This is a genomic window from Streptomyces albidoflavus, assembly GCF_000719955.1.
Taxonomy (GTDB): domain Bacteria; phylum Actinomycetota; class Actinomycetes; order Streptomycetales; family Streptomycetaceae; genus Streptomyces; species Streptomyces albidoflavus.
Map to the genome: position 1 here is coordinate 43,415 of NZ_JOII01000027.1, position 22,678 is coordinate 66,092.

17 protein-coding genes are annotated in these 22,678 nt (G+C 73.8%); 9 read left to right on the forward strand and 8 right to left on the reverse strand.

The annotated features are described in order from the left end of the window. Positions 1-90: 90 nt before the first annotated feature. Both IF45_RS0123575 and metH read right to left on the reverse strand, forming a co-directional pair. Complete coding sequence (locus IF45_RS0123575; protein WP_003947214.1) at positions 91-792, reverse strand: HAD family hydrolase; 702 nt, start codon at positions 790-792, stop codon at positions 91-93. Positions 793-956: 164 nt separating this feature from the next. Continuing rightward, positions 957-4,481, reverse strand: a complete 3,525-nt coding sequence (metH, locus tag IF45_RS0123580) for a methionine synthase (protein WP_008409505.1) — start codon at positions 4,479-4,481, stop codon at positions 957-959. Between the two features lie 323 nt (positions 4,482-4,804). Here metH and IF45_RS0123585 point away from each other — a divergent pair, with 323 nt between their 5' ends. From IF45_RS0123585 to IF45_RS0123610, 6 genes are all read left to right on the forward strand, one after another. Continuing rightward, positions 4,805-5,569 carry an IclR family transcriptional regulator gene (locus IF45_RS0123585; protein WP_003947216.1) on the forward strand — a complete coding sequence of 255 codons (765 nt, stop codon included), beginning with the start codon at positions 4,805-4,807 and terminating at the stop codon, positions 5,567-5,569. Between the two features lie 362 nt (positions 5,570-5,931). Continuing rightward, a complete protein-coding gene (locus IF45_RS0123590; RefSeq protein ID WP_003947217.1) occupies positions 5,932-6,702 on the forward strand; it encodes an MIP/aquaporin family protein in 771 nt (256 codons plus the stop codon). Positions 6,703-6,782: 80 nt separating this feature from the next. Beyond that, entirely contained in the window at positions 6,783-8,324 is a 1,542-nt protein-coding gene (gene glpK / locus IF45_RS0123595; protein WP_003947218.1) for a glycerol kinase GlpK, read from the forward strand. Between the two features lie 63 nt (positions 8,325-8,387). Continuing rightward, complete coding sequence (locus tag IF45_RS0123600; RefSeq protein WP_030309397.1) at positions 8,388-9,998, forward strand: glycerol-3-phosphate dehydrogenase/oxidase; 1,611 nt, start codon at positions 8,388-8,390, stop codon at positions 9,996-9,998. Positions 9,999-10,075: 77 nt separating this feature from the next. Then, entirely contained in the window at positions 10,076-11,134 is a 1,059-nt protein-coding gene (locus IF45_RS0123605) for an LLM class flavin-dependent oxidoreductase (RefSeq protein WP_030309399.1), read from the forward strand. Between the two features lie 157 nt (positions 11,135-11,291). Beyond that, the gene (locus IF45_RS0123610; protein WP_078842916.1) at positions 11,292-12,419 is read left to right on the forward strand and encodes a PAC2 family protein; all 1,128 of its coding nucleotides are present in this window, start codon (positions 11,292-11,294) and stop codon (positions 12,417-12,419) included. 66 nt (positions 12,420-12,485) lie between these two features. Here IF45_RS0123610 and mshC read toward each other — a convergent pair whose 3' ends face one another. The 4 genes from mshC to IF45_RS0123630 all read right to left on the reverse strand — a co-directional run bounded on the left by mshC (position 12,486) and on the right by IF45_RS0123630 (position 16,082). Then, positions 12,486-13,715, reverse strand: a complete 1,230-nt coding sequence (gene mshC / locus IF45_RS0123615; protein ID WP_008409515.1) for a cysteine--1-D-myo-inosityl 2-amino-2-deoxy-alpha-D-glucopyranoside ligase — start codon at positions 13,713-13,715, stop codon at positions 12,486-12,488. Between the two features lie 108 nt (positions 13,716-13,823). Then, the gene (locus IF45_RS0123620; RefSeq protein ID WP_030309403.1) at positions 13,824-14,750 is read right to left on the reverse strand and encodes an SCO1664 family protein; all 927 of its coding nucleotides are present in this window, start codon (positions 14,748-14,750) and stop codon (positions 13,824-13,826) included. Then, complete coding sequence (locus tag IF45_RS0123625; protein WP_008409519.1) at positions 14,714-15,304, reverse strand: DUF3090 domain-containing protein; 591 nt, start codon at positions 15,302-15,304, stop codon at positions 14,714-14,716. The genes IF45_RS0123620 and IF45_RS0123625 overlap by 37 nt, the downstream gene beginning before the upstream one ends. 85 nt (positions 15,305-15,389) lie before the next feature. Then, on the reverse strand, positions 15,390-16,082 hold the full coding sequence (locus IF45_RS0123630; protein WP_003947225.1) for a histidine phosphatase family protein: 693 nt from the start codon (positions 16,080-16,082) through the stop codon (positions 15,390-15,392). An 87-nt stretch (positions 16,083-16,169) separates the two neighbouring features. Here IF45_RS0123630 and IF45_RS0123635 point away from each other — a divergent pair, with 87 nt between their 5' ends. Beyond that, entirely contained in the window at positions 16,170-17,168 is a 999-nt protein-coding gene (locus IF45_RS0123635) for a magnesium and cobalt transport protein CorA (RefSeq protein WP_008409521.1), read from the forward strand. Between the two features lie 11 nt (positions 17,169-17,179). Here the strand turns inward: IF45_RS0123635 and IF45_RS0123640 are convergent, their stop codons facing one another. Together IF45_RS0123640 and IF45_RS0123645 are read right to left on the reverse strand one after the other, a co-directional pair. Next, positions 17,180-17,968, reverse strand: a complete 789-nt coding sequence (locus tag IF45_RS0123640; protein WP_030309405.1) for a hypothetical protein — start codon at positions 17,966-17,968, stop codon at positions 17,180-17,182. A gap of 276 nt (positions 17,969-18,244) precedes the next feature. Beyond that, positions 18,245-19,294 carry an LLM class F420-dependent oxidoreductase gene (locus IF45_RS0123645; RefSeq protein WP_030309406.1) on the reverse strand — a complete coding sequence of 350 codons (1,050 nt, stop codon included), beginning with the start codon at positions 19,292-19,294 and terminating at the stop codon, positions 18,245-18,247. 179 nt (positions 19,295-19,473) lie between these two features. Between IF45_RS0123645 and IF45_RS0123650 the strand changes: the two genes are divergently transcribed. Then, positions 19,474-20,466 carry an aldo/keto reductase gene (locus IF45_RS0123650; RefSeq protein WP_003947229.1) on the forward strand — a complete coding sequence of 331 codons (993 nt, stop codon included), beginning with the start codon at positions 19,474-19,476 and terminating at the stop codon, positions 20,464-20,466. Then, entirely contained in the window at positions 20,463-22,661 is a 2,199-nt protein-coding gene (locus IF45_RS0123655) for a helix-hairpin-helix domain-containing protein (RefSeq protein ID WP_030309408.1), read from the forward strand. Before IF45_RS0123650 ends, IF45_RS0123655 begins: the two co-directional genes overlap by 4 nt. Positions 22,662-22,678 lie beyond the last annotated feature (17 nt).

Consider the following 22,678-nt stretch of genomic DNA (forward strand, 5'->3'; position numbering starts at 1 on the left):
ACCGGCGTGAATTCGCCTTTCCGGCCGGGGAATTCACGCCGGAACCCCTTTCCCGTGCGGTCGGGCATTTCCACGGACGGCGGTTTCCGGTCAGTGGATTCCCGTCATCATGCCGTGCAGAAAGGGCATGTCGATCTCTTCGAGGGTGGTGACGATCCGTCGGCCGGGCATGGCCCGCACGGGCGCCACCGAGGGCACGGCGATGACCTGGCAGCCCGCCGCCTCCCCGGCGGTGACGCCGGTCTCGGTGTCCTCCACCACGGCGCAGCGGGCCGGGTCGACCCCCAGCCCGCGAGCGGCGAGCAGGTACGGGTCCGGGTGCGGCTTGGTCCGCTCGACCTCGTCCCCCGCGACGGTGAGCGCGAAGTGCTCGTGGCCCAGCGAGGTGAGGACCCGGTCGATGATGCGCCGGTGCGAGGCGGAGACCAGGGCGGCCGGGACGCCGTGGTGGGCCAGTGCCTTCAGCAGGCGGGCGGCTCCGGGCATGAGCGGCAGGGTGGAGCCGAGCCGGCGCTCGAAGCGGTCGTTGAGCAGCAGGCTGACCTCCTCCAGGGTGATGTCGGCGCCGGTGGCGTCGATGAGGAAGCCGGCGCTGCGGCTCATCGGCCCGCCGACCACGACGTGCCGCCAGGACTCCTCCAGCCGGTGCCCGAGGGAGGCGAAGACCTCGACCTCGGCCTCCCACCAGAAGCCCTCGGTGTCGACGAGGGTGCCGTCCATGTCCAGGAGGACGGCCTGCAACGTGGAGCCTTCGGCCGAACGGGTACCGCTGCGGGGAACCGTACTGGTCACCTGCGTACCTCCTAAGGGACTCGAAGGCCGGGTGCGGGCCGTCCGCCGGGCGCCCGAGGGCGACGCGGCGGGCGGCTCTCACCCGGCCTGAACAGGGCCGACCAGTGTACGGCTCCGGGCGCCCCGCCGCCTCAGGACGGGGCGAACCGGTGGGCCGGAAGGCCTCAGCGCGCGTTGAAGTACTTGGCCTCGGGGTGGTGGATGACGATGGCGTCGGTGGACTGCTCGGGGTGGAGCTGGAACTCCTCCGAGAGGTGCACGCCGATCCGCTCGGGCTGGAGCAGGTCGGCGATCTTGGCGCGGTCCTCCAGGTTCGGGCAGGCGCCGTAGCCGAGCGAGAAGCGGGCGCCACGGTACTTCAGGGCGAACATGTCCTCGACGTCGACCGGGTCCTCCCCGCCGAAGCCCAGCTCGGCGCGGACGCGGGCGTGCCAGTACTCGGCGAGGGCCTCGGCGAGCTGCACGGACAGGCCGTGGAGTTCGAGGTAGTCGCGGTAGGAGTTGGCGGCGAACAGCTCGGCGGTGGCCTCGCCGATGCGGGAGCCGACGGTGACGACCTGGAAGCCGACCACATCGGTCTCGCCGGACTCCTCCGGGCGGAAGAAGTCGGCGAGGCAGAGCCGCTTGCCCCGGCGCTGGCGGGGGAAGCTGAAGCGGGTCCGCTCGTTGCCCGCGTCGTCCAGCACGATGAGGTCGTCGCCCTTGCTGACGCAGGGGAAGTAGCCGTGGATGACGGCGGCTTCGAGGAGGTTCCTGGTGTGCAGCTCGTCCAGCCAGCCGCGCAGCCGGGGGCGGCCCTCGGTCTCGACCAGTTCCTCGTAGCTGGGGCCGTCGCCGGCGCGGTTCTGCTTCAGGCCCCACTGGCCCTTGAAGAGGGCGCCCTCGTCGAGCCAGGAGGCGTAGTCCTTGAGCGGGATGCCCTTGGCGACGCGGGTGCCCCAGAACGGCGGGGTGGGGACCGGGTTGTCGGTGGCGGTCTCGGAGCGGACCGGGCCCTCCTCGCGCTCCTCGGTCACCGTGGCGGAGGCGGTGGCCCGCACCCTGCGCTGCTTCAGTTCGGGGAGGGTGGCGCCGGGGACGCCGCGCTTGACGGCGATGAGGGCGTCCATCAGGCGCAGGCCCTCGAAGGCGTCGCGGGCGTAGCGGACCTCTCCCTCGTAGATCTCGTGGAGGTCCTGTTCGACGTAGGCGCGGGTGAGGGCGGCGCCGCCGAGGATGACGGGGTAGCCGGAGGCCAGGCCGCGCTGGTTCAGCTCCTCCAGGTTCTCCTTCATGATCACCGTGGACTTGACGAGGAGTCCGGACATGCCGATGACGTCGGCGCGGTGCTCCTCGGCGGCCTCCAGGATGGCGGAGACGGGCTGCTTGATGCCGAGGTTGACGACGTTGTAGCCGTTGTTGGAGAGGATGATGTCGACGAGGTTCTTGCCGATGTCGTGGACGTCGCCGCGGACGGTGGCGAGCACGATGGTGCCCTTGCCCTCCTCGTCGCCCTCGGCCTTCTCCATGTGCGGTTCCAGGTGGGCGACCGCGTCCTTCATGACCTCGGCGGACTGCAGGACGAAGGGCAGCTGCATCTGGCCGGAGCCGAACAGCTCGCCGACCACCTTCATGCCGTCCAGCAGGGTGTCGTTGACGATGTCCAGGGCGGGCCGCTCGGTCAGCGCCTCGTCCAGGTCCTCGTGCAGGCCGTTCTTCTCACCGTCGATGATGCGGCGCTTGAGCCGCTCGTCCAGCGGCAGGGCGAGGAGTTCCTCGGCCTTGCCCGCCTTCATCGACTTGGTGTCGACGCCCTCGAAGAGCTCCAGGAAGGTCTGGAGCGGGTCGTACCCCTCGGCGCGGCGGTCGTGGATGAGGTCGAGAGCGACCTTGACGTGCTCCTCCTCCAGCCGGGCGATCGGCAGGATCTTGGAGGCGTGCACGATCGCCGAGTCGAGACCCGCCTTGACGCACTCGTCCAGAAAGACGGAGTTCAACACGATGCGGGCGGCGGGGTTGAGGCCGAAGGAGATGTTGGACAGACCCAGCGTGGTCTGCACGTCGGGGTGGCGGCGCTTCAGCTCGCGGATCGCCTCGATGGTGTGCACGCCGTCCCTGCGGGACTCCTCCTGACCGGTGCAGATCGTGAAGGTCAGGGTGTCGATGAGGATGTCCGACTCGTGGATGCCCCAGTTGCCGGTCAGGTCCTCGATCAGCCGCTCGGCCACAGCCACCTTGTGCTCGGTGGTGCGGGCCTGGCCCTCCTCGTCGATGGTCAGCGCCATCAGGGCCGCACCGTGCTCCTGGGCCAGCGCGGTCACCTTGGCGAACCGGGAGTCGGGGCCGTCCCCGTCCTCGTAGTTGACGGAGTTGATGACAGCGCGCCCGCCCAGCTTCTCCAGCCCGGCGCGGAGCACGTCGACCTCGGTGGAGTCCAGGACCAGCGGCAGGGTGGAGGCGGTGGCGAACCGCCCGGCCAGCTCCGTCATGTCGGCGACACCGTCGCGGCCCACGTAGTCGACGCAGAGGTCGAGCAGGTGAGCGCCCTCACGGATCTGCTCACGCGCCATCTCCACGCAGTCGTCCCAGCGGCCCTCCAGCATCGCGGTGCGGAACTTCTTCGAGCCGTTGGCGTTGGTCCGCTCGCCGATCGCCAGGTACGAGGTGTCCTGCCGGAACGGCACCGTCTGGTAGAGCGAGGCGGCGCCCGGCTCGGGGCGCGGGTCCCGCTCGCCGGGGACGGCACCCCGCACGCGCTCCACGACCTGGCGCAGGTGCTCGGGGGTGGTGCCGCAGCAGCCACCGACCAGGGAGAGACCGTACTCGCGGACGAAGCCCTCCTGGGCGTCGGCCAGCTCGGAGGCGGTCAGCGGGTAGTGCGCGCCGTCCTTGCCGAGAACGGGCAGACCGGCGTTGGGCATGCAGGAGATCGGGACGCGCGAGTGGCGGGCGAGGTGGCGCAGGTGCTCGCTCATCTCGGCGGGGCCGGTCGCGCAGTTCAGGCCGATCATGTCGATGCCCAGCGGCTCCAGGGCGGTGAGCGCAGCGCCGATCTCCGAGCCCAGCAGCATCGTGCCGGTGGTCTCGACGGTGACCGAGACGATGACCGGCAGATTGGCGCCGGTCGCCTCCAGGGCGCGGCGGGCACCGATCACCGACGCCTTGGTCTGGAGCAGGTCCTGGGTCGTCTCCACCAGCAACGCGTCCGCGCCGCCCGCGATCATCCCCTCCGCGTTCCGCTGATAGGCATCACGCAGCGTGGTGTACGGGGCGTGGCCCAGGGTCGGCAGCTTGGTCCCCGGGCCCATCGAGCCGAGCACCCACCGCTGCTGCCCCGTCTCGACGGTGAAACGGTCGGCGCTCTCCCGCGCGACCCGGGCACCCGCCTCGGAAAGCTCGAAGACCCGCTCAGGAATGTCGTACTCCCCCAGCGCCGCGTGATTGGCACCGAAGGTGTTGGTCTCCACACAGTCGACCCCCACCGCGAAGTACGCGTCGTGCACCGAGGTGACGATGTCCGGGCGGGTGAGGTTGAGGATCTCGTTGCAGCCTTCGAGCTGCTGGAAATCGTCGAGGGTCGGGTCCTGCGCCTGGAGCATCGTGCCCATCGCCCCGTCCGCGACCACCACCCGGGTGGCCAGAGCTTCGCGGAGGGCGTCCGCGCGGGCGGCGGCGGAGAGTGCGGTCCGATGGGTCGGCGACGAGGCCATGAGAATGCTCCCTGAGTGCGACGGCTGTCGGCTTTGCGCCTCCGGTGCCGAAGGCGCACGCGGTCAGCGTAGCCCCCGGGGCCGTCCGCCGGGACGGGCGTCCAAGCTCCGGACCTTCGCCGGGTGGCGGGGCGGGGCGGGCGCCGGGGTGAAGATGAGCGGCGCGGACGGGCCGGGCACGGGCGTGTCGGGGCATGGCGGAAAATCGCCGGGGGCAAGCGTGGTCATGGCGTCCGTACGTTGGCTCACGGTCGGCCAAGGCCGCTAGTGTTCAGCATTGTCGAATGGCCGCATCGGCACACGGCCTCAGGAAGGGACCACGGATGGCACGGAACATCCAGTCGCTGGAGCGGGCCGCGGCGATGCTGCGGCTGCTGGCGGGGGGTGAGCGGCGGCTCGGGCTCTCCGACATCGCCTCGACGCTCGGCCTCGCCAAGGGCACGGCCCACGGCATCCTGCGCACCCTCCAGGCGGAGGGCTTCGTCGAGCAGGAACCGGCCTCGGGCCGCTATCAGCTCGGCGCCGAACTGCTGCGCCTGGGCAACAGCTACCTGGACGTGCACGAGCTGCGGGCCCGGGCGCTGGTCTGGACGGACGACCTCGCCCGCTCCAGCGGGGAGGCGGCCTACCTCGGAGTCCTGCACCAGCAGGGCGTCCTGATCGTGCATCACGTCTTCCGGCCGGACGACTCGCGGCAGGTCCTGGAGGTGGGCGCGATGCACCCGCTGCACTCCACGGCGCTCGGCAAGGTGATCTCCGCCTTCGACCCGGTGGCCCACAGCGAGGTGCTGGAGGGCGACCGGGCGTCCCTCACCGGCCGCACCGTGACCGAGGCGGCCGCCTTCGAGGAGGTGCTGGACCTGACCCGGGCCCGGGGCTGGGCACTGGACCTGGAGGAGACCTGGGAAGGCGTGGCCTCGCTGGCGGCGCCCGTCCACGACCGGCGGCGGATGCCGGTGGGCGCGGTCGGCGTGACCGGCCCCGTGGAGCGGCTCTGCCCGGACGGCGCCCCGCGCACCGAGCTGGTGACGGCGGTCCGCGACTGCGCCCGCGCCGTCTCGCGGGACCTGGGCGCCGGGCGGTTCTGAACCCCGGCCGGCCCCACCGCCCGTACCACCTCCCGCCCGGCCGGTTCGTGGCGTTCTCGCCCACGGCCGGGCTTTTGTCACGCGCCCGGCGAGATCCACCTCACACCTGATGCCCGCCGGCGCGGTTCCGGCCGGTGAATCGTGGGGAGCTTTGCGGGCACAAGACCTTGACTGAGTGCGCACGCGGGCGGAACACTGCCGTTCCACGGTCGGCATTGTCGAACGCCTAACGGCAAATACGCGTTACGGTGTGAGTACGCCGACCAGAACACGCCCCCGCACCGCAGACGTGTCCGGCCGGCTGGGACCCGGCGGAGCGGCACGCGCGGTGTCCATCTGGACGAAGGACGAAGGAGTCGCGGGTGTCCAGCTCCCACATCTTCATCGGCGAGACGATCGGTACCGCCGTACTCATCCTGCTCGGTGTCGGCGTCTGTGCCGCCGTCACCCTCAAGGGCTCCAAGGCGAAGGACGCCGGCTGGCTCGTGGTGTCCTTCGGCTGGGGCTTCGCCGTCCTCACCGGCGCCTACCTCGCCTCGGGCGTCTCCGGCGCCCACCTGAACCCGGCCGTGACCATAGGCCTGGCGATAGAGGGTGGCACCTCCTGGTCGGACGTGCCCCTCTACCTCGGCTCGCAGTTGCTCGGCGCGATGATCGGCGCCGCCCTGGTCTGGGTGGCGTACTACGGCCACTTCCAGGCGCACCTCAAGGACGAGGCAGTGATCGCGGAGGCGGCCGCCGCCCCGAAGGACGCGCCCGGCCCGGTCCTCGGCGTCTTCTCCACCACCGCGCAGATCCGCAACACCGTGCAGAACCTCGGCACCGAGATCATCGCCACCACCGTGCTGGTGCTGGCGATCCTGACCCAGGGGCTCAACGACGAGGGCAACGGCCTCGGCGTCCTCGGCGCGCTCATCACCGCGCTGGTCGTGGTCGGCATCGGCCTGTCGCTCGGTGGCCCCACGGGGTACGCGATCAACCCGGTCCGCGACCTCGGCCCCCGCCTGGTGCACGCGGCGCTGCCGCTGCCGAACAAGGGCGGCTCCGCCTGGGAGTATGCCTGGATTCCGGTGGCCGGACCGCTGATCGGCGGCGCCCTCGCCGGCGGCATCTACCAGCTGGCGTTCGCCTGACCGGCGGGCCCGGGCGGCCCGCACGCCGCCCGGGCCGCCCGCACCGACCCGCACCGCACTTCGCTGAGCAGGAGCACACCGTGACCGACGCACACACCGCAGGCCCGTTCATCGCCGCGATCGACCAGGGGACCACGTCGAGCCGCTGCATCGTCTTCGACCGGGACGGCCGGATCGTCGCCGTGGACCAGAAGGAACACGAGCAGATCTTCCCCAAGCCGGGCTGGGTGGAGCACGATGCCGCCGAGATCTGGACCAACGTCCAGGAGGTGGTCGCCGGCGCCGTCACCAAGGCCGGGATCACCCGCGAGGACATCAAGGCCATCGGCATCACCAACCAGCGCGAGACGACGCTGCTCTGGGACCGGCACACCGGCGAGCCCGTGCACAACGCCATCGTCTGGCAGGACACCCGTACCGACGCGCTCTGCCGCGACCTCGGCCGCAACGTCGGCAAGGACCGCTTCCGGCGCGAGACCGGCCTCCCGCTGGCCTCGTACTTCGCCGGGCCCAAGGCCCGCTGGCTGCTCGACAACGTCGAGGGGCTGCGCGAGCGCGCCGAGGCCGGGGACATCCTCTTCGGCACCATGGACTCCTGGGTCATCTGGAACCTCACCGGCGGCACCGAGGGCGGCGTCCACGTCACCGACGTCACCAACGCCTCGCGCACCATGCTGATGAACCTGCACACCATGGAGTGGGACGAGCGGATCTGCGCCTCGATCGGCGTCCCCACCGAGGTGCTGCCCGAGATCCGCTCCTCCGCCGAGGTCTACGGCGAGGTCAGCGGCGGCCGCCTCGGCGAGCTGCTCGGCGGCATCCCGGTCGCCTCGGCCCTCGGCGACCAGCAGGCCGCCCTCTTCGGCCAGACCTGTTTCGCCGAGGGCGAGGCCAAGTCGACGTACGGCACCGGCACCTTCATGCTGATGAACACCGGCGAGAAGATCATCAACTCCTACTCGGGGCTGCTGACCACCGTCGGCTACCGGATCGGCGACCAGGACCCGGTCTACGCCCTGGAGGGGTCGATCGCCGTCACCGGCTCGCTCGTCCAGTGGATGCGCGACCAGATGGGGCTGATCAACTCCGCCGCCGAGATCGAGACGCTGGCCTCCTCGGTCGAGGACAACGGCGGCGCCTACTTCGTCCCCGCCTTCTCCGGGCTCTTCGCCCCGTACTGGCGCCCGGACGCCCGCGGGGTCATCGCGGGGCTGACCCGGTACGTCACCAAGGCGCACATCGCCCGTGCCGTGCTGGAGGCCACCGCCTGGCAGACCCGTGAGATCACCGACGCCATGACCAAGGACTCCGGCGTCGAGCTGACCTCGCTCAAGGTCGACGGCGGCATGACCTCCAACAACCTGCTGATGCAGACCATGGCCAACTTCGTCGACGCCCCGGTGGTCCGCCCCATGGTGGCCGAGACCACCTGCCTGGGCGCCGCCTACGCGGCCGGCCTCGCCGTCGGCTTCTGGCCCGACACCGACACCCTGCGCGCCAACTGGCGCCGGGCCGCCGAGTGGACCCCGGACATGGACCCCGAGGTCCGCGACCACGAGTACCGCAAGTGGCTCAAGGCCGTCGAGCGCACCTTCGACTGGCTCGACGACGAAGAGAACTGACGCACCACCCCGGGGGGCCGCCCAGCGCGGCGGCCCCCCGGACCCACCGATGAGGAGCACGTCATGACCACCCCGCACAGCGTCCCGGCCCTCGGGACGCACCCGGCAGCCGGCCCCAACCCGGGCCGGGCCGAGACCCGGGACCAGCTGTCCCGGGCGACCTACGACCTCCTGGTGATCGGCGGCGGCATCCTGGGCATCTCCACCGCCTGGCACGCCGCGCAGTCCGGCCTCAGGGTCGCCCTGGTCGACGCGGGGGACTTCGCCGGAGCCACCTCGTCGGCCTCGTCCAAGCTGCTCCACGGCGGCCTGCGCTACCTGCAGACCGGCGCGGTCAAGCTGGTCGCGGAGAACCACTTCGAGCGGCGCGCCGTCTCCAAGCAGGTCGCCCCGCACCTCGCCCGGCCGCTCACCTTCTACCTGCCCGTCTACAAGGGCGGCCCGCACGGCGCCGCCAAGCTCGGCGCGGGCGTCTTCGCCTACTCCGCGCTCTCCGCCTTCGGCGACGGCGTCGGCCACGTGATCAGCCCCGAGCGGGCCCGCCGCGACGTGCCCGAGCTGCGCACCGACGGGCTGCGCGCGGTCGCCGTCTACGGCGACGACCAGATGAACGACGCCCGGATGGCGCTGATGACGGTCCGCGCCGCCGTCGACGCCGGTACCGAGGTGCTCAACCACGCCGAGGTCACCGGACTGCGCTTCACCCGCGGCCGGGTCACCGGCGCCGAACTGCGCGACCGCCTCGACGGCACCGAGTTCGGCATCGACGCCCGCCTCGTCCTCAACGCCACCGGCCCGTGGACCGACCACCTGCGCGCCATGGAGGACAAGGCCGCCGCCCCCTCGGTCCGCCTCTCCAAGGGCGCCCACCTGGTGCTGCGCCGCACCTCCCCGTGGAAGGCGGCGCTCGCCACCCCGATCGACAAGTACCGCATCACCTTCGCCCTGCCCTGGGAGGACATGCTCCTGCTCGGCACCACCGACGAGGAGTACGAGGGCGACCCGCGCGAGGTGTCGGTCACCGACAGCGACGTCACGCAGATCCTCGACGAGGCCGCCTTCTCCGTACGCGACCAGCAGCTCTCCCGGGACCTCATCACCTACTCGTTCGCCGGGCTGCGGGTGCTGCCCGGCGGCCCCGGCGACACCTCGAAGGCCAAGCGCGAGACGGTGGTCAGCGAGGGTCCCGGCGGGATGCTCTCGGTGGCCGGCGGCAAGTGGACCACCTTCCGGCACATCGGCCGCACCGTCATCGACAAGCTGTCCAAGCTCCCCGGCCGCCCGCTGACCGAGGACATGGAGCCGATGCGCAGCCTGCCCCGGATGCCGCTGCCGGGCATCGCCAACCCGCAGGCGGTCGCGCACCGGCTGCTGGTCGACGGGCCCGCCCCCGGCCCGCGGATGGCCCCGGACACCGCCCGCCACCTGGCGACCCACTACGGCTCGCTCGCCTTCGACATCGCCCGCCTCGCCAACGAGGACCCGTCGCTGGCCGAGCGCATCCACCCGGACGCGCCCGAGATCCGGGCGCAGATCGTCTACGCCCGTGACCGCGAGTGGGCCGAGACCGCCGAGGACGTGCTGCGCCGCCGCACCACGCTCACCGTGCGCGGGCTCGACACCACCGAGGTCCGCGACGACGTGGCCAAGCTTCTGGCGGACCGCCCGAGCTGACCCGGCCGACGCCGGTGTGGCGGGCGCTTCGTACGCCCGCCACACCGCCGCAACACCCGGGGCGCAGGCTGGAATCCATGAGATTCCAGGTGCTCTCCCTCATCGGCCACGGCCCGCACCCGCTCACCGGACGGACCCCCGCCCCCGCCGACCGCTTCGGCGACGTGCTGGCCCAGGCCGAGGCGGCCGAACGCCTCGGCCTGGACGCGTTCGCGGTCGGCGAGCGGCACGCCGGCCCGTTCCTCTCCTCGGCCCCGGTCGCCGTCCTCGGCGCGCTCGCCGCCCGCACCACCCGCATCCGCCTGCTGACCGGCGTCACCGTCCTCTCCGTGCTGGACCCGGTCCGGGTCGCCGAGGACTACGCCACCCTCGACCAGCTCTCCGGCGGCCGGATCGAACTGGTCGTCGGCAAGGGCGCGGACGCCGCCCACTTCGCCCTCTTCGGCCTGGACGAGGAGCGGCAGTGGGACCTCCAGCGGGAGAAGTACGAACTGCTGCGGCGGCTGTGGCGTGAGGAACACGTCGACTGGACGGGCGAGTTCCGCACGCCGCTGAAGGACGTGACGACGGTGCCGCGCCCCTACGCCGGCCCGCCCCGGGTCTGGCACGGCTCGGCCACCAGCCCCCGCTCCCCCGAACTGGCCGCGCTCCACGGCGACCCCCTCTTCACCGCCAACGCCATCCAGCCCAGGGCGGCGTACGCGGCCCTGGTCGACCTGTACCGGGAGCGGTTCGAGGCGCACGGCCACGACCCGGCCGGTGCCTATGTGGGCGCGGGCTCGGGCGGGCTGCTGATCGCCGACACCGACGCGGAGGCGGTGGCCCGGTACAAGGAGGTCTACGAGGCGCAGGTGCGGCAGAGCTTCAAGCCCGCGCTGGCGGGCCGGGCGGGGTACAACACGCCGTACCGCACGATCGAGGAGGCGATGGCGGACGGGCCGCAGCTCATCGGCTCCCCCGAACGGATCATCGACAAGCTGCTCGGCTACCACGCGGTCTACGGCCACGACCTCCAGTCGGTGACGGTCGACGGGTTCGGCCTGGAGCGCGCCGAGCAACTGGCCCAGCTGGAGCGGTTCGCCGAGGAGATCGCGCCGGTGGTGCGCCGGGAGGCGCCGACGACGCTCTGGGGCTGAGCGGGGCCGGGCGTTCGGACCCGTACGGGGGGAGTGCGCGGCCCCGGTCCGGGGCAGTCTTCCGAGCGTCGCGGCCCCACAAGGGGGCTGCGGGAGGCCCCCGCGGACGCCGTAAGGTTGGGCCGGTACGCGAGGGCACGTCGGAAGGAGGCGCTGGGTGATCGAGCTCGAGGGGGTACCCGAGCTGGTCGACCCGGTCATGGTGGCCGCGTTCGAAGGCTGGAACGACGCCGGCGACGCCGCCTCCACCGCGGTCGCGCACCTGGAGCAGGAGTGGAAGGGCGAGGTGTTCGCGGCGCTGGACGCCGAGGACTACTACGACTTCCAGGTCAACCGCCCCACGGTGTGGATGGACGGCGGGGTCCGCAAGGTGACCTGGCCGACGACCCGGCTGTCGGTGATCCGCATCGGCGGCGAGAAGCCGCGCGACCTGGTGCTGGTGCGCGGCATCGAGCCCAGCATGCGCTGGCGCTCGTTCTGCAACGAGATCCTGGGCTTCGCCCACGAACTCGGCGTCGAGATGGTCGTCGTCCTCGGCGCCCTGCTCGGCGACACCCCGCACACCCGCCCGGTCCCGGTCAGCGGCGTCACCTCCGACCCGGACCTGGCCCGCACGATGAACCTGGAGGAGAGCCGCTACGAGGGCCCCACCGGCATCGTCGGCATCCTCCAGGAGGCGTGCACGCACGCGGGCATCCCGGCGGTGAGCCTGTGGGCGGCGGTCCCGCACTACGTCTCGCAGCCGCCCAACCCGAAGGCGACGCTGGCCCTGCTGAACCGCCTGGAGGACGTGCTCGACCTGCGCATCCCGCTGGGCGACCTGGCGGAGGACGCGCGGGCCTGGCAGCTGGGGGTGGACCAGCTGGCCGCCGAGGACAGCGAGGTCGCCGAGTACGTCCAGTCGCTGGAGGAGGCGCGGGACACCGCGGAGCTGCCCGAGGCGTCCGGCGAGGCCATCGCCCGCGAGTTCGAGCGGTACCTGCGCCGCCGCGACGGCGGCGGCCCGCCCGGCCACGCCACCGACGGCGGCCGCGCGGCCGAGGGCGAAGGCCCCTTCCTCCGCGAGGGCACCGACCGCTCCCGCCCGCCGCACCCCAAGCGCACCGGCCCCCTCCCGGGCACGGCCCCCGACGGCCCGCTGGGCCGGGAGATGCCCCGGCCTGCGGACGAGGACCCGGGGAGCGGCCCCGGGGACGGCAGGGCCGACGGCGAGGACGCCGGGGACGAGGGCGCCGGGGACGAGGACGGCCCGGCGCCGGGCTCCTCCTCCGGCTCCGAGGACTGACCCGGAAGAGACGGAAGGGCCCCGCCACGGTGATCGCGGCGGGGCCCTTCGTCCGTCCGGGTGGGCTCAGAGCGCGACGCCCAGGAGCGCGTCGACGGTGCGGGAGACGACGCCCGGGGCGCCCTCGTCGGTGCCGCCCTCGGTCTCCTGGAGCCGGGCCCAGGCGTCGACGGCGCGCAGGGCGGCGGGGGCGTCGAGGTCGTCGGCGAGGGCCGCGCGGACCTGCTCGACGACGGCGGAGGCGTCCGGGCCGTCGGGGCGGGAGACGGCGGCGCGCCAGCGGGCGAGGCGCCGGGTGGCCTCCTGGAGGGTGGCGTCGGTCCACTCCCAGTCGGCCCGGTAGTGGTGGGCGTGGAGGGCGAGGCGGATCGCGGCCGGGTCGACGCCGGCGCGGCGCAGCGCGGAGACGAAGACCAGGTTCCCCTTGGACTTGGACATCTTCTCGCCGTCCAGGGCGACCATCCCGGCGTGCACGTAGGAGTGCGCGAAGGGGTACTCGCCGGTGGCGGCGTGGGCGTGCGAGGCGCCCATCTCGTGGTGCGGGAAGACCAGGTCGGAGCCGCCGCCCTGGAGGTCGAAGCCCATGCCGAGGTGGTCCAGGGCGATGGCGACGCACTCGATGTGCCAGCCGGGGCGGCCCTGTCCGAGGCTGCCGCCGTCCCAGCTGGGCTCGCCCTCGCGGGCGGCCATCCACAGCATCGGGTCGAGGGGGTTCTTCTTGCCCGGGCGCTCGGGGTCGCCGCCGCGTTCGGCGGAGAGCAGGCGCATGGCGGTGGCGTCGAGGTGGGAGACCTCGCCGAAGTGCGGGTCGGCCTCGACGGAGAAGTAGAGGTCGCCTTCGAGCTCGTAGGCGGCGCCGGCGTCCCGCAGCCGCTCGACCAGCGGGATGATGCGGGGTATGGCCTCGACGGCGCCGATGTAGTCGCGGGGCGGGATCATCCGGAGCGCGGTCATGTCCTCGCGGAAGAGGGCCGTCTCGCGCTCGGCGAGCCCGGTCCACTCCACCCCGTCGCGCACGGCGCGCTCCAGGAGGGGGTCGTCCACGTCCGTGACGTTCTGGACGTAGTGCACCTGACGCTTGGTGTCGAGCCACACGCGCTGAACGAGGTCGAACGCGTTGTAGGTCGCCGCGTGACCCATGTGGGTCGCGTCGTACGGCGTGATGCCGCAGACGTAGAGACGGGCGACGGGGCCGGGGGTGAGGGTCTTCGGCCCCCCGGTCACGGTGTCGTGAATCCTCAGGTCGCGACCCTTGCCGGGAAGGGCGGGGACCTCGGAAGCGGGCCAGGCATGCATGGGACTGAGCCTAACCGGACGTGGCATCCGGATACGAACCGGATCGGGGCTGATTGGCCGGGAGTGCCCTCTTGCGCGGCCCGCCCCGCTGTGCGGGTCGCGGCGTCCTCAGACCGGCGGCCAGGGGATCGCGGGCCACTCCCCGCCGGGTACGGGGTGGGTGCCGGAGGCCAGCAGGGCGGCCACCCGGTCGCGCAGCGCCGCCACTTCGGCCGGGGTGAGAAGGGCGGCCAGCCGGGTGGTGAGCGGGGCGTCCTCGCCGAGGGCGGCGGCGAGGCGGCCGAGAGCGGCCACCGCCTCCTCGGGGAGCGGTTCGCCGGCCCAGCCCCAGAGCAGGGTGCGCAGCTTGTCCTCGGTGTGGAAGGTGACGCCGTGGTCGATGCCGTGGAGGCGGCCGTCGGCGCTGGTCAGCAGGTGGCCGCCCTTGCGGTCGCTGTTGTTGATGACGGCGTCCAGCACGGCGAGGCGGCGCAGCCGGGCATCGTCGGCGTGGACGAGCAGGGCGGTGCCGCCGCCGGGCACCTCGGCCAGCCCGATCGCCCGCCATCCCTCGGGGGCGGGCCGCTCGGCGTCGGCGAGGGCCAGCAGATGGCCGACGGGGACCGGGCCGGAGGCGTTCTCCCCGGCCTCCGGCGCTCCGCCGGGCCCGGCGGGCTCCCCGGGCTCCTCGTCGGCCTGGTCGATCCAGAGCTGGACCATGCCGGGACCGTACGGGCCCTCGCGCAGCACGGTGGGCGGGATCAGCTCCCAGCCGAGGGCGGCGCACACCTCGTAGGCCGCGACCTCGCGCTGGGCCAGTGTGCCGTCGGGGAAGTCCCAGAGCGGCTGCTCCCCCGCCACCGGCTTGTAGACGCAGGCGGCGGTGCGGCCCTGGTGGACGACGGTGCAATGCAGCACGGCGTTGGACGCCTCGGCGATGCGGCCGCGCACGGTCAGCTCGCCCCCGGTGAGCAGGGCGGTCACGGAGCCGGCCGGGGCCGGCTCGGCGGGCGCGGTGGTCACAGGTCCCGGCGGTACCCGTTCTGGCGCGGGCATACGTGTCCTTCCGGGTCGAGCGGCAGGCTGCACAGCGGGCAGGGCGGCCGGCCGGCGTTGACGACGTCCAGGGCGCGCTTGGCGAAGGCCCGGGCCTGGGCTCCGGAGAGGCGGACCCGCAGCATCGGGGGGCCGTTCTCCTCGTCCTGGAGGAGGCGTTCCTCGGCGGCGGCGAGGTCCTCGTCGGAGTCCCCCTCCAGCTCGACCAGGGCCTGGGCCTCGACGATCATCCGCTGGTCCTCGCCGTCCCAGGCCAGCGCCATGGTGCCGACCCGGAACTCCTCCTCGACCGGGTTGTCGAGGGGGGCGCTGTCGGCGACGTCGGCCGGGACCACGGCGGGCACCGCGGCGTTGCCGCCGCTGCGCCGGACGACTTCGTCGAGCAGTTCGTTCATACGCTCCGCGAGCGCGGCGACCTGGGTCTTCTCCAAGGCCACACTGGTGACCCGGCCTTGCGAGGAGGCCTGGAGGAAGAAGGTCCTGCGCCCGGGCAGACCGACCGTCCCGGCGACGAAGCGCTCGGGCGGGTCGAAGAGGAACACCTGACGGGACACGTCCTGCATCTCCAGAGGATCGGTGGCGGAGGGCGGTGGGACGAGGGGCGGCGCCCGCTCGGTTTCACCCTACTGCGGCGGGCGATCACGGTGCGCCCGTACCGCCCCCGACCGTGGCTCGTCCGGCGTCCTCGCCGGTGGCGGGGCGCGGGGCCAGGGAGTCCAGGTCGCCGGTGTCGCCGAGGCGGACCAGGAAGGGGCGCAGCCGGGTGAAGCGGATGGCGGTGACCGAGCAGGGCTGGACCGAGATCCGCTGGAAGAGGTCGAGGTGGAGGCCGAGGGCGTCGGCGACCAGGGACTTGATGATGTCGCCGTGGGTGCACAGGACGTACGCGGCGTCCTCGCCGTGCTCCTCGGCGATGCGGGTGTTCCACGTCCGGACCGCCTCGGCGGCGCGGTGGTGCATGTGGCGCATCGACTCGCCGCCCGGGAACGCGGCGGCCGAGGGGTGCTGCTGGACGACCTCCATGAGCGGCTCGCCGCTCAGTTCGGAGAGTTTGCGGCCCGACCAGTCGCCGTAGTCGCACTCGTTGACCCCCTCCTCCTCGTGGACCGCGAGGCCGGGCCGGGCGGCGAGCAGCGGGGCGAGGGTCTCCCGGCAGCGCTCCAGCGGGCTGCTGACGGCGGCGGCCAGCGGGATCGCGGCGAGCCGGGCGGGCAGCGCCTCGGCCTGGGCGCGGCCGTGGTCGTCGAGGCGGACGCCCGGGGTGCGCCCGGCGAGGATTCCCGCGGTGTTGGCGGTGGAGCGTCCGTGCCGGACGAGGATCAGGGTGGGCATGCGTGCCAGCGTAAGGGCTGGACCAGGTACGGCGACGGGCACGAGGAGGGCGGGTGAGGACCGGCCCGGGCGGGGAAGACTGACCCGGTGATCGTGGACTGTGCCATCTACCGGGCCGGCCGCCGCACCGAGCGGGCCGGCGAGTTCACCGAGGCGCTGGCGAAGGCCCGCGCCTCGGGCGACGCCTTCGTCTGGCTGGGCGTGCTCGACCCGAGCGAGGAGGAGTTCGGGCGGGTCAGTGAGGAGTTCGGACTCCACCCCCTGGCGGTCGAGGACGCCCTCAAGGCGCACCAGCGGCCGAAGCTGGAGGTGTACGACGACTCGCTCTTCATGGTGCTGAAGCCGGTGGTGTACGAGCCGCGGAGCGACCGGGTCTCCCTCGGCGAGGTGATGGTCTTCGTCGGCGACGGCTTCGTGGTGACGGTCCGGCACGGGGACGGGGCGCCGCTGGCCGAGGTGCGCGACCGCCTGGAGCACGAACCGGAGATGCTGGCGCACGGGCCCACCGCGGTGCTGTACGCCATCGCGGACGCGGTGGTGGACCACTACCTGGTCGTGGCGGCCGAACTCCAGACCGACCTGGAGGAGCTGGAGACGGAGGTCTTCTCTCCCGACTCCTCGGGCAGCCGGGACACCGCCGAGCGGATCTACACCTTCAAGCGGCAGATCGTGGAGTTCCGCCGGGCGACGGGCCCGCTGGCGGCGCCGGTGGGGCGGCTGGCCGGCGGCGGCCCGTTCGGCCACGGCGTGCCGTTCGTGCACGACTCCTCGCAGCCCTTCTTCCGGGACGTCGGCGACCACCTGCTGCGGGTCAACGAGTCGGTGGAGAGCCTGGACCGGCTGGTCTCGGACATCCTCTCGGCGCACCTGGCGCAGATGGGCGTCCGGCAGAACGACGACATGCGGAAGATCTCGGCGTGGGCGGCGATGGCGGCAGTGCCGACGATGATCGCCGGGATCTACGGCATGAACTTCGAGTCGATGCCGGAGCTGGCCTGGCCGGGCAGCTACCCGGTGGTGGTCCTGGTGATGGTCGGCATCGCCGTCGCCCTGCACCGCCAGTTCAAGCGGCGCGGCTGGCTCTGACCGGGCCCGGTTCAGGCGAACTCGGGGGCGGCGGTGGCCGGTCCGCCGAGCGGGTCGCGCCGCTCGGGCGGGGCGAGGGAGACCATCCGCCGCCAGCCGTGCACCCGCTCGTACCGGTACGCGGCGTGGATGCCCGCCGCGAGGAGCCGGCCGCGCGCCCCGGACCAGCCCAGCACCTCGCCCATCCGGGCCATCACGGCGAGGCTGACGTCGCGGTAGACGGCGAGTTCGGCGCGGACGCAGGTGTGCAGGGTGCGGTGGATGGCGGGGCCGTGGCCGGCCCGGGCGAGGCGCAGCAGCTCCTCGTGGCAGTAGGCGAGGTGGTTGTCCTCGTCGTCGGAGATCATCCGGACGGCCCGGCCGAGCTCGGGGTGGTCGCCGAAGTACCGCAGCAGCATCCGCATCTGTTCGGAGGCGCGCTGCTCGGTGACGCGGCTGTGCGCGAGGTAGGTGATGATGTCCTGCTCGCTGAGCGGGGTGTCCGCCTGGAGGCGGGCGTGGGCGAGGCCGATGCCGTGGCGTTCCAGGAGCATCGTGTAGTCGGTGTCCCCGGGGACCTCGCAGGGTTCGAGGCCGCGCTTCCTCAGCAGGGCCTGGAAGATGCGGCCGTGCTTGTCCTCGTCGGCGCCGTGCCGGGCGATCTTGGGGGCCAGGGCGCGCTGCGCCTCGGGGACCAGCGCGGCGATCCGGGCGTTCTCCCAGCCTCCCTGCGTCTCGCCGCTGGCGGCGATGGAGCAGAAGAGCCGGTAGGCGTCGTCGTTGTCGAGGATCTCCTGGAAGAGACTCCGGGCCGAGAGCATCCGCAAACCTCCGTGCGTCGCCGGACAGTCGTCCGCAGAAGGCCAGTCAACGGCCGCCCCCGGGGCCCGGCAACGCCATCGGCGGCGGGGCTGGGCCGAACGGGGGACGGCGCGCGGGGCGAGGTCGCGCGCCGGTGGGCGTAACCCCGTGGGCCCTGCGGCGTTGTCCTGGTGACGGCCGTGGCGGGGAAGACCCCCGAGCCCCCACCACGGCCGTAGAGCTGGAAGGCCCCGCCGGTCTCGTACCGGCGGGGCCTTCGTCGTGCTGCGGAGGGGTCAGGCGAGGCCGGCCCGCTCCAGCGCCTCGGTGCCGGCGCGCAGCGCGGCGAGCCGCTCGTCGAGGGTGAAGCCGGCCGGGGAGAGCGTCAGGGTGGTGACGCCCGCGGCGGCGTACGCCTGCATGCGGTCGGCGATCCGGTCGACGCCGCCGAGCAGCGTGGTGGAGTCGATGAGCTGGTGCGGGACGGCCGCGGCGGCCCCGCCCTTGTCGCCGGCCAGGTACTTGTCCTGGATCTCGGCGGCCTCCTTCTCGTACCCCATGCGCCCGGCGAGCTGGTTGTAGAAGTTCTGCTTGCGGCTGCCCATGCCGCCGACGTACAGCGCGGTGTACGGGCGGAAGAGGTCGGCGAGGCCGTTCACGTCGTCGCCGACGGCGATCGGGACGGTCGGGACGACGTCGAAGCCCTCCATGGTGAGACCGGCCTTCTCGCGGCCCGCGCGCAGATGGCGGACGGCCGTCTCCTCCAGGTGCTCGGCGGCGGGGAAGATCAGCAGGGCGCCGTCGGCGATCTCGCCGGTCTGCTCCAGGTTCTTCGGGCCGATCGCCGCGATGTAGAGCGGGATGCGCTCGCGCTCGGGGTGGACGGTGAGCTTGAGCGGCTTGCCGGGGCCGCCGGGCAGCGGCAGCGTCCAGTGGTCGCCCTCGAAGGAGACCCGCTCGCGGCTCATCGCCTTGCGGACGATCTCGACGTACTCGCGGGTGCGGGCCAGCGGCTTGTCGAACTTGACGCCGTACCAGCCCTCGGAGACCTGCGGGCCGGAGACGCCGAGGCCCAGGCGGAAGCGGCCGCCGGAGAGCGAGTCGAGGGTGGCCGCGGTCATCGCGGTCATGGTGGGCTGACGCGCCGGGATCTGCATGATCGCGGAGCCGATGTCGATCCGCTCGGTCTGGGCGGCGACCCAGGCGAGGACGGTCGGGCCGTCCGAGCCGTACGCCTCCGCGGCCCAGCAGACCGAGTAGCCCAGCCGGTCGGCCTCCTTGGCGACCGCCAGGTTGTCCGCGTCCATACCGGCGCCCCAGTAGCCGAGGTTGATGCCGAGCTGCATGCGCAAATCCCCTTACCCATCGGTAACGTCCCGTTCCGGGGGACTCTAGCGCTCCCACCCGTCCGGACGGTATGCCTGGGCACGTCGCCCCCGTCACGTGGCGGCGTACGGCGCGCCGTGCGGCCGTGGTTGTCCACAGGCCACCACGAACCGGTGTGCGGCCAGTACTCTCGGCGACCATGGAGCAGAGGCATCTGGGCCGCACCGGCCTGCGCGTGTCCCGCATCGGTCTGGGCACCCTGACCTGGGGCCGGGGCACCGACGAGCACGACGCCGCCGAGCTGGTGAAGACCTTCTGGGAGGCGGGCGGTTCGCTCGTCGACACCGCCGACGTGTACGCGGACGGGGAGGCGGAGTACCTCCTCGGCCGGATCGTCGACCGGCTGGTCCCCCGCGAGGACCTGGTGATCGCCACCAAGGCGGGCAGCGTCCCCGACCCGCAGCGGCGGTTCGACGGCTCGCGCGGCCATCTCCTCGGCGCCCTCGACGCCTCCCTGCACCGGCTGGGCACCGACCACGTCGACCTGTGGCAGGTCCACGCCTTCGACCCGCTGACCCCGCTGGACGAAACTCTCCAGGCACTCGACATCGCCGTCACCACCGGCCGCGCCCGGTACGCGGGGGTCTCCAACTTCTCCGGCTGGCAGCTGGCCAAGGCCGCCACCTGGCAGCTGGCCCTGCCGGCCGGGCGCACCAGACTGGCCAGCACCCAGATGGAGTACTCGCTGCTCCAGCGCGGCGTGGAGCGCGAGGTGCTGCCCGCCGCCCTCGACCTCGGCGTGGGCCTGCTCCCCTCCTCGCCGCTCGGCCGGGGCGTCCTCACCGGCAAGTACCGGCAGGCCGCTCCCCCGGGCCCGCCGGGTTCCCGGGGCGCCTCCGAGCAGCTGGCCGGGTTCGTCGCGCCCTACCTCGACGACGCGGGCGACCGGGTCGTCGACGCCCTCACCACCGCCGCCGACGGCCTGGCCGCCACCCCGCTCCAGGTGGCACTCGCCTGGGTCCGCGACCGGCCCGGCGTCTGCGCCCCCCTCGTCGGGCCGCGCACCGCCGAGCAGCTCGCGGCGGCACTGTCGGCGGAAGCCCTTACGCTTCCCGACGAGATCTGCCAGGCGCTCGACGACGTGTCGGCGCCCGTGCACCGCTATCCCGACCAGGACTGGAGCACGCTGTGAGTACGGACCCCGCCGCCGCGCCCGCCGACGAGGACGCGCCCGCCCCCCAGGCGGCGGCCCCCGAGGACGCCCGGCCCCCGGAGCACGGCCCCGAGGAGACGCGGGGCGAGGCCGGCGACGGCGAGACTCCCGCCCCCTCCGGCGAGGAGGGCGAAGCGGCCGCGCCCGCGCTCTCCGAGGCGGAGGCCGAGCTGGCGGCCCAGCGTGAGCTGCGGCGGCGCATCGAGGAGCGCAAGGCCGGGCGGGAGGCGCCGGTCGAGGCGGGCGGCAAGCTCCAGGGTGCCGCCGCCGACCTGCTGGCCGCCGTCAAGGCGGTGGAGGGCGGGGCCGCGCCGACCGCGTACCTCCCCGAGACGGCGCCGGCCGCGCCGCGCAGGCCCGCCCCGGAGCCGGCCCGCCCCGCGCCCGCGCCGGTCGCCCCGGCGGCGCCCACCGGTCCCTCCGACCGGGCCGTGGACGAGGTCGCGGCAGTGCTCGCCGACGGCTCCGCCCCCGCCGCCCTCGCCCCCGCCGTCGCCGAGGCCCTGGGCGACGGCGCCGCCGAGACGCTGCGCGAGGACCCGTGGCAACTGCTGCACGCCCGAGGAGTACGCCCCGAGCAGGCCGACGGGTTCGCCCGCGCCCTCCTCGGCGCCGAGGCCAGGCCCGACGACGCGCGGCGCGGCCGGGCGGTCACCGGGTGGCTCCTGGAGCAGGCCGCCCTCGCCGGGCACACCGCCCTGGAGGCCGAGGCCCTGCGCGCGGCGCTCGGACAGCGCGCCGTCCCGGACCCGGAGGCCACCCTGCGCGAAGCGGTCGCCGAGGGCGACGTGCTGGTCTTCCAGGACCCGCTGGACACCGGCGCGCCGACGGCTCCGGTGTCCGGCCCCGGCGCGGACGAGACGGAGGAACCGGCCGAGACCCCGGTGCGGGTGCTGATCGGCCTGGAGCGGTACGCCCTGGCCGAGGAGAGCCTCGCCGACGGCCTGGCCGGGCTGGTGAACACCCGGCCGGCGGCCGGACCAGGAGCCGAGGAGTGGCAGGGCGCGGGCGGCGAGGGGCGCGGGTCGGCGGCCGAGCTGATCCGGGCCGCCGCCGGGCACGGCCTCGTCCTCCACTCGGGCGGCGAGGCGGCCCGCGCCGAACCGGCCGCGCTGCTCACCGCCGCCGCCTCCCTCGGCCTGCGGGCCTGGGGCGCGGCACACGGCCCCGACAGCCGGGCACGGCTCGCGGCGGCGCTCTCCGGCACCGAGGGCGGGGCGGCCACCGTGGCGGGGCTGCTCTCGGGCGCCGAGGGCCCCGGGCGGGACGCGGAGGGCTCGCTCGCCCTCGACCTGCTGGTCGTCCTCGACGCGCCGCAACTGGACGTGGAGAGCGCCGCGATGCTGGTCGAGGCGCTGCCCGACGGGGCGCGCCTCGTGCTCAGCGGCGACCCCGGGGTCCTCGGTTCGGCCGGTCCCGGCCGGGTCTTCGGCGACCTGCTGGCCGCGCGTGCCTGCCCCGTCGTCGTCTCCCGCACCCCGGACCCGGGCCCGGTGGGCGAGCTGGTCTCGGGCGTGGGCGCCGGTGAGCTGACGGCGGTGGACGCCCCCGGGCACGAGGTGGCGATCGTCCCGGTGCGCGACCCGGCCGAGGCCGTGCACCGCACGGTGCAGCTGGTCACGGAGTCCGTGCCGCGCGCCTTCCAGGTCCCCCCGGAGCAGACCCTGGTGGTGACCCCGGGCCACGGAGGCGCGGCGGGCACCCGCGTGCTGAACGCCGCCCTGAAGGAGAAGTGCAACCCCGGCCCCGGCCGCTTCGCCGGTTTCGACCCGGGCGACCGGGTGGCGTACAGCCCGGCGCCGGGCCGCACCGAGCTGGGCCAGGTCCTCGGCGCCGAGCAGGAGGGCCTGCGGCTGCGCTGCGCGGGCGGCGAGGTCCTGGTCGCCCGCGACCGGGTGGCGGCCACCCTCCGCCACGGCTGGGCGGTCACCGCCCACCAGGCGGTCACCCTGCGCGCCCCGGCCGCCGTCGTGGTCGTCCCGGGCGACGCCGGCCCGGCCCTGGCCCGCGACTGGGTCTACACCGCCTTCGGCCGCGCGGAACGCCACCTCTCCGTCGTCCAGGGAGTCGGCCCGGCCCTCGCCACCGCGGTCGCGGAACGCCCCGCCAAGCCCCGCACCACCCGCCTCCCCCTCCTGCTCAGGCCCCAGCTCCCGGCCCCGGCCACAGCCTGACACCCGAGCCCAAGCGC

Bases quoted from the DNA above. Each gene is read 5' to 3' on its own strand.
- IF45_RS0123600 (WP_030309397.1), top strand. From the start codon at position 8,388: ATGACCACCCCGCACAGCGTCCCGGCCCTCGGGACGCACCCGGCAGCC.
- IF45_RS0123640 (WP_030309405.1), bottom strand. From the start codon at position 17,968: ATGCTCTCGGCCCGGAGTCTCTTCCAGGAGATCCTCGACAACGACGAC.
- IF45_RS0123605 (WP_030309399.1), top strand. From the start codon at position 10,076: ATGAGATTCCAGGTGCTCTCCCTCATCGGCCACGGCCCGCACCCGCTC.
- IF45_RS0123650 (WP_003947229.1), top strand. From the start codon at position 19,474: ATGGAGCAGAGGCATCTGGGCCGCACCGGCCTGCGCGTGTCCCGCATC.
- IF45_RS0123645 (WP_030309406.1), bottom strand. From the start codon at position 19,294: ATGCAGCTCGGCATCAACCTCGGCTACTGGGGCGCCGGTATGGACGCG.
- IF45_RS0123630 (WP_003947225.1), bottom strand. From the start codon at position 16,082: ATGCCCACCCTGATCCTCGTCCGGCACGGACGCTCCACCGCCAACACC.
- IF45_RS0123620 (WP_030309403.1), bottom strand. From the start codon at position 14,750: ATGCCCGCGCCAGAACGGGTACCGCCGGGACCTGTGACCACCGCGCCC.
- IF45_RS0123585 (WP_003947216.1), top strand. From the start codon at position 4,805: ATGGCACGGAACATCCAGTCGCTGGAGCGGGCCGCGGCGATGCTGCGG.
- metH (WP_008409505.1), bottom strand. From the start codon at position 4,481: ATGGCCTCGTCGCCGACCCATCGGACCGCACTCTCCGCCGCCGCCCGC.
- mshC (WP_008409515.1), bottom strand. From the start codon at position 13,715: ATGCATGCCTGGCCCGCTTCCGAGGTCCCCGCCCTTCCCGGCAAGGGT.